At 72.8% G+C, this 6,288-nt stretch carries 5 protein-coding genes; 1 reads left to right on the plus strand and 4 read right to left on the minus strand.

The window, feature by feature from the left end:
• A partial coding sequence (locus tag JAN01S_RS15975; RefSeq protein ID WP_169797254.1) for an AAA family ATPase occupies positions 1-1,693 on the minus strand: 1,693 nt, incomplete at its 3' end.
• A gap of 86 nt (positions 1,694-1,779) precedes the next feature.
• Positions 1,780-3,099 carry a serine--tRNA ligase gene (gene serS, locus JAN01S_RS15980; RefSeq protein WP_068319753.1) on the minus strand — a complete coding sequence of 440 codons (1,320 nt, stop codon included), beginning with the start codon at positions 3,097-3,099 and terminating at the stop codon, positions 1,780-1,782.
• An 87-nt stretch (positions 3,100-3,186) separates the two neighbouring features.
• On the opposite strand from serS, the gene JAN01S_RS15985 reads away from it, so the two are divergent.
• A complete protein-coding gene (locus tag JAN01S_RS15985) occupies positions 3,187-4,314 on the plus strand; it encodes a diacylglycerol/lipid kinase family protein (RefSeq protein WP_084360329.1) in 1,128 nt (375 codons plus the stop codon).
• A gap of 7 nt (positions 4,315-4,321) precedes the next feature.
• Here the strand turns inward: JAN01S_RS15985 and JAN01S_RS15990 are convergent, their stop codons facing one another.
• Positions 4,322-4,840, minus strand: a complete 519-nt coding sequence (locus tag JAN01S_RS15990) for a gluconokinase (protein ID WP_068319755.1) — start codon at positions 4,838-4,840, stop codon at positions 4,322-4,324.
• Position 4,841: 1 nt separating this feature from the next.
• On the minus strand, positions 4,842-6,242 hold the full coding sequence (locus tag JAN01S_RS15995; protein ID WP_218000067.1) for a GntP family permease: 1,401 nt from the start codon (positions 6,240-6,242) through the stop codon (positions 4,842-4,844).
• Positions 6,243-6,288 lie beyond the last annotated feature (46 nt).

A 6,288-nucleotide genomic window follows, 5' to 3' on the forward strand; every position in this document is an offset into this window, starting at 1 on the left:
CCCGGGCCCGCCGCAGGTCGTCGTCGTGGAGGGCGAAGCGCGCGGCGATGTAGCGGGGCGAGGTGTGGACCTGCCCGGGGCGGGGCGGGCCGGCCAGGGCGGAAGCCTGCTCGATGAGCCCACGGGCCCGGCCGTCGCCCAGCGTGTGGCTGACCGCCGCCGCCACGGTCAGCGCCTCGACGCGGATGTCGGGACGCTCGACGCCGACCGCGAGCCCGGCGGCTCGCTCCGCCAGCTCGAGCGCGGCGGGCAGCTCGTGGACGCCGAGGAGGATGCGGGCACGCTGCAGCAGCACCCGCGCCTGCAGCTCGGGATGACGCTCCGACGCGTGCATCGCGGCGATGAGCAGCTCGTCGGGCGAGCTCGCGTCGAGCTCGAGCAGGGCCAGGTCGGCCCGCACCCGCTGGTGCGGCTCGGTGAGCTCGGCGGCCGCCTCGATGGCGCGGTGCAGGACCCGGGTCTCCTTGCCGATCACCGCGTTCTCCAGGCAGCAGGTGATCCACTCGGCACGCTCGGCGGTCCCGGCGTCGGCGGCGAGCAGGTACAGCTGCGCCGCCAGGTCGTGCTCGCCGCGGGCCGCGGTCTCGCGGGCCGAGGCCGCCAGGTGGGCCGGGGTCGTCGAGGGGTCGCCCGCGAGCGCGAGGTGATATCGCCGCAGCGCCTGGCTCGGGGCGTGCTCGGCCAGCTCGCGGTGCAGTCGGACGAGCTCGTCGCTGTCGACGGACTCGAGGAGGACGTCGCCGAGCGAAGCAGGCGTGAGGCGCAGGTACTCGTCCTCGGTGACGAGCAGGGAGAGCTGCTTGGCGGTGCGGATGCTCGCGGAGGCGTCGGCACCACCCAGCTGGGTGAGCACCCCCAGGGTCGGCTGGTGCATGGCCGCGACCCGGCGCAGCGTGGTCAGCACCGTGTCCGACAGGGTCTGCAGCCGCTCGCGGGCCCGCCTTTGGTCGGCACGGGTCAGACCCGCCGGGGACCGGTCGTCGGCCGTCTCGGCGATCTCGTGGGCGAGGCCGGGGTTGCCGCCGGACTCCCGGTGGGCCCACAGCGCCGTGTCCGTGGACACACCGACGCCCGTCAGCATCTCCACGGTGTCGGCGCCGGCGAGCGGCGGCAGGTCGATGTGCAGCAGCGGGACCTCACGTGCCTCGGCCGTCGGCGGGACGAATCCGGTCTCCGGTGAGGGGTCCGAGGGCCCGAGTCCGAGCAGCATGCCGACCGCACCCGGACCCAGGGAGCGCACGGCCGCCGCGCGCAGCGCGGTGGCGCTCAGCCCGTCGAGGTGCTGGGCGTCGTCGACGACGAGCACGAAGGGGGCCCGCGCCGCCTGCGTGGTGAGCAGCTCGGTGAATGCGTCGGCGAGGCGCGTTGCCGGGTCCCCCACGGTCAGTCCGCCCGGGTCGAGCAGCGCCGCGCGCATGCCCTCGGGCAGCTCATCGAGCGTCGCCCGGTCGAAGGCCCCGGCGATGGCCGCCAGACCATGGCCGGGCACGCCCGGCGCGGCGAGGCGCACGACCACGGTGTCGGGCAGCGCCGCGGCCACGAGGTCGAGGAAGGTGGTCCGCCCCATCCCCCGCGACCCGTGGACGGCGACGGCCTGACCGTCGAGCACCCGGGCGGTCACGGACGCGACCAAGCGGGCGCGCCCGACGGGGGCGGGAGTGCCGCCCACCTCGTGGTGCGCCGCCAGATTCACTCGATCAGCTCCTGCTCCATCGCTCACCCCAACGTAGCCCGCGAACGTGACGACGCGGTGAAGACCCCTTCGCCCGCGTCGTCATGTCAGCGCGGGGCGATGACCTCGAGGCCGCCGAGGAAGGGCCGCAGCGCGGCGGGCACGCGGACCGAGCCGTCGGCCTGCTGATGGTTCTCCAGCAGGGCGACGATGGGGCGGGTGCTCGTGAGGGCCGTGCCGTTGAGCGTCGCAACCATCTGGGTGCCGCCCTCGGCCCGCCGCTCGCGGATGCCCAGCCGGCGTGCCTGGAAGGTCGTGCAGTTGCTCGTCGAGGTCAGCTCGCGGTACTTGCCCTGGGTCGGCACCCACGCCTCGCAGTCGTACTTGCGGCTCGCCGGGCCGCCGAGGTCCCCCGCGGCGACGTCGATGACCCGGTAGGGCAGCTCGAGCGCGTCGAGGACCCGGCGCTCGATGCGCAGCAGGTTGTCGTGCTCGGCGACGGCGTCCTCCGGCCGGCAGAAGACGAACATCTCCGTCTTCTGGAACTGGTGGACGCGGAAGATGCCTCGGGTGTCCTTGCCGTAGCTGCCCGCCTCACGGCGGTAGCAGGTCGAGGTCGAGGTGTAGCGCAGCGGACCGTCGGACAGGTCGATGATCTCGTCGGCGTGGAAGCCGGCGAGCGCGACCTCCGAGGTCCCGGTGAGGTACAGGTCGTCGTTCGGCAGGTTGTAGACGTCGTCGTGGACGTCGAGGTAGCCGGTGCCGGCCATCGTCTCCGCGCGCACGAGATTGGGCACGACGAGGGGCGTGAACCCCTCCTCGGTCGCGATCTGCTGGGCCAGGCCCATGAGCGCCCACTCCAGGCGCGCGCCGATGCCGGTGAGGTAGTAGAAGCGGCTGCCGCTGACCTTCGCGCCCCGCTCCATGTCGATCGCGCCGAGCAGCTCGCCGAGCTCGAGGTGGTCCTTGGGCTCGAAGCCCTCCGCGGCGAAGTCCCGCGGGGTCCCGACCTCCTCGAGCAGGTCGAAGTCGTCCTCGCCGCCGGCGGGCACGCCCGCCTGGATGACATTGCCGATGGCCCGAAGGGAGATCTCCAGCTCCCCCTTCGCCGCCTCCGCCGCGGCCTCGAGCTCCTTGACCCGGGCGGACATCGCGGCGCCCTTGTCGCGCAGCGCGTCGGCCTCGGCCTGCAGGGTGGTGACGTCCTCGCCGGCCTTCTCCGCCTTCTTCAGCCGGCCCATCACCGGGCCGAGCTCCTTGCTCGCCGCCTTTTGCTCCGCGCGCGCGGACTCGAAGGCACCGATGCTCTCGCGACGCCGCTCGTCGGCGGCGATGACCGCGTCGACGAGGGACTCGTCCTCGCCACGGGCGCGCTGGCTCGCGCGGACGGCATCGGGCTGGTCACGCAGGAACTTGAGGTCGATCACGCCTCGCAGGATATCCGCGATGCCCGGACCTCCCCGCCACGCCGGTCCGCGCTGCCCCTTCGTCCCTGCTGGGGTAGCGTCACCGCCGTGTCGGACTGGACCCTCTTGGCGCTCGTCATCGCCCTCTCGCTGGCCCTCATCGGCGTCGTCGTGGGACTCGTCCTCGCCGGCCCCGGGACGGCGCGTGGCCGGCACGGCCGGACGCGGCCGCAGCGCAGCAGCTTCCGCCGCGGTGAGCGCGAGGAGCGCGAGCGCCGGGCTGCGGTCATCATCAACCCCACGAAGTTCGACGACGTCGCCAAGGTCCGCGCGGAGCTGACGGCAGCGAGCACGGGGCTCGGCTGGGCCGAGCCGCTCTTCTTCGAGACGACCGCCGAGGACCCGGGCACGGGTCAGGCCCGCCAGGCCCTCGAGGAGGGCGTCGACCTCGTCTGCCCGCTCGGCGGTGACGGCACGATCCGGGCGGTGGCGGTGGCCCTCGCGGGCTCCCGTACGCCGATGGGCCTGCTGCCCAAGGGGACCGGCAACCTGCTGGCCCGCAACCTCGACATCCCGATGGGCGCTGACCTCGCCCCCGCGCTGCGCGTGGCGTGCACGGGCCGCAACAAGGCGATCGACGTCGCGTGGCTCGAGCTGGACCCGGCGGAGGAGCCAGCGACCGACGACTCCGGCCAGGCCGAGGAGCCGGTGGAGGGTCCGCCGGTGCAGCGCCACCCCTTCCTCGTCATGGCGGGCATGGGCTTCGACGCCGCGATCATGGGCGGCACGAGCGAGGAGCTCAAGGCGCGCGTGGGCTGGACCGCCTACTTCGTCACCGGGTTCCGCAGCATCTTCATCAAGCGCTTCCGCGTGCGGTGGAGCATCGACGGCGCGGACCAGCACCCGGTCAGCGCGCGCACGATCCTCTTCGGCAACTGCGGCACGCTCACCGGCGGCATCCAGCTGATCCCGAGCGCCCGCCTCGACGACGGCCGGCTCGACGGCGTCGTCGTCGCACCCAAGACGCTCATCGGATGGGGCTCGGTCGCGGTGCGGGTCCTCGGCCGCTCGGAGAAGGACGGCAACGAGCTCATCCGCACCTCCGGCTCGGTCTACACCGTCGCGGTCGACGAGCCGCACCCGGTGCAGGTCGACGGCGACGTCATCGGCGAGGCCTCCCGCCTGCGCGTGAGCGTCGACCAGCAGGCGCTGATCGTGCGGGTGGCCGGGGCCTGAGCGGGGCTCAGTCGCCCAGGTGCGCCATGACCCGGTCGATCAGCACGTCCGGGGCGGCCGTCAGGTCGAGCACGACCGCGTCCTCGTCGATGTCCAGGGCCTCGAGGGTGTCGATCTGCGACTGCAGGAGCGAAGGGGGCATGAAGTGCCCCTTGCGCCCCTCGAGCCGGGCCGCGATGACCTCCGCGGCCCCGTCGAGGTGGGCGAAGACCACGCGGTGGGCGCCACCGAGCGCCGCCACGTCTGCCCGCAGCACGTCCCGGTAGGAGCGCTTGAGGGCCGAGCACGTGATGACGGTGTCCTCCCCCTTCGCCGCGTGTGCCGCCATCCACCCGGCGAGGTCGTGCAGCCAGGGCCACCGGTCCTCGTCCGTGAGCGGGATCCCCTGCGACATCTTGTCGATGTTGGCCCGGGGGTGGAACTCGTCGGCCTCGGCGAAGACCCACCCCGTGCGGGCCACGACGCCCTGCGCGACGGTCGTCTTGCCGCTGCCGGAGACGCCCATGACGACGACGTGCGTGGTCATCTCACAACACCAGGCTGGCGACGAAGGCGAAGGCGAACCCGATGACGCCGATGAGCGTCTCCATGACGGTCCACGTCTTGAGGGTCGTCTTCTCGTCCATGCCGAGGAATCGGCCGACGAGCCAGAAGCCCGAGTCGTTGACGTGCGACAGGACGGTCGCGCCGCCCGCGATGGCGATGACGACGAGGACGAGGTCGATCGAGCTCAGACCGGAGGACGCCTCGATCGTCGGGGCCATGAGGCCAGCGGCCGTCGTCAGGGCCACCGTCGCGCTGCCCTGGGCGACGCGCAGCGCGGCGGAGACGACGAAGGCCGCGATGATGACCGGCAGACCGGTCGACTCGAGGGTGCCGGCGAGCGCCTGGCCGATGCCGCTGGCCCGCAGGACGCCACCGAACATGCCGCCCGCGCCGGTGATGAGGATGATCGCGCAGACCGGGCCGAGCGCGTCGTTGAGGACGGTCTCGACCTCGGACCTGGTCCGGTTGCGCCAGCCGAGGACGACCATGGCGAAGAGGGTCGTGATGAGCAGCGCGATGGGCGTCTTGCCGATGATCCGCAGGGCGAGCACCCACGTGGCCTCGCCGTCGACGATGCCGGAGGTCGCGAGGGTGTTGAGCCCCGTGTCGACGAAGATCAGCACCATCGGCATGAGCAGGACGGTCAGGACGAGCCCGAAGGAGGGCAGTCGACCGGCCTTGGCCTCGGGCGTGGAGGGCGGGCCGGCGAGCAGGTCGGGGACGTCGACCATGTAGCGGCTGCCGGCCCACAGGCCGTAGAGGTAGGACGCGAGGTACCAGGTCGGCAGGCCGATGATCAGACCGATGATGAGCAGCAGGCCCATGTCGGCGCCGACGAGGTCGGCCGCGGCGACCGGCCCGGGGTGCGGCGGGACGAAGGCGTGCATGACGGCGAAGGCACCGGCGGCCGGGAAGGCGTAGCGCAGGACCGACCCACCGAAGCGACGCGCGACGCTGAAGATGATCGGCAGCATGACGACGAGGCCGGCGTCGAAGAAGATCGGAAAGCCGAAGAGCAACGAGGCGACACCGAGGGCGAAGGGAGCCCGGTCCTCGCCGAAGCGCGCGATGAGGGTGTCGGCCAGCACCTGGGCGCCACCGGTCACCTCGAGCAGGCGGCCGATCATCGCTCCGAGGCCGACGAGCAGGGCCACGGAGGCGAGCGTCGAGCCGAAGCCGTCGGTCATCGTCGTGACGACGTCCGCGGGCGCGATCTTGGTCGCGAGGGCCGTCAGGAAGCTGACGAGCACCAGCGCCACGAAGGCGTGGACCTTGAATCGGATGATGAGCAGGAGCAGGAGTGCGACGGCACCCGCGGCGATGGCGAGCAGCACGCCCGAGCTGTACGCGGGCTCGGGCACGGCGTCCTCGATGAGAAACATCTCTGGTCCTCCGGTGGCGTCGGCGGGCGGGGTCCCGCCGCACCAC

The organism is Janibacter anophelis NBRC 107843 (genome assembly GCF_001570945.1).
Lineage (GTDB): Bacteria > Actinomycetota > Actinomycetes > Actinomycetales > Dermatophilaceae > Janibacter > Janibacter anophelis.

What these genes read in the sequence shown, in the direction of transcription:
- JAN01S_RS15995 (WP_218000067.1), bottom strand. Translation starts at nt 6,242, where the DNA reads ATGTTTCTCATCGAGGACGCCGTGCCCGAGCCCGCGTACAGCTCGGGC.
- JAN01S_RS15990 (WP_068319755.1), bottom strand. Translation starts at nt 4,840, where the DNA reads ATGACCACGCACGTCGTCGTCATGGGCGTCTCCGGCAGCGGCAAGACG.